The 220-nt window shown below is 53.6% G+C and carries 1 pseudogene; it reads left to right on the plus strand.

Going from position 1 to position 220, the window contains the following annotated elements:
- Window positions 1-220: pseudogene (locus FDX22_RS21575) on the plus strand (ssrAB-activated protein); the annotation flags it as partial.

A 220-nucleotide genomic window follows, 5' to 3' on the forward strand; every position in this document is an offset into this window, starting at 1 on the left:
TATAAAAGATCCGGTCAGCGGTAAAGCCCCATCGCTGCGCTATCAGATCCAGGCCAATAAGGGCACTGCGCGCGTCGTGCATGGCGACAATATCGTTTGCCGCGCCGAAATTTTCTCTGGTCTGCATCAATCGGGCGAATTAATGATTAAGAGTCGCGGGAATGCCCGTTGCACGGACGGTTCGCGTTACCCAATGCCTGAAATCACCTGCAAAGCAGGA

Origin of the sequence: Citrobacter sp. TBCS-14 (assembly GCF_005280805.1) — a bacterium.
GTDB lineage: Bacteria > Pseudomonadota > Gammaproteobacteria > Enterobacterales > Enterobacteriaceae > Citrobacter > Citrobacter gillenii.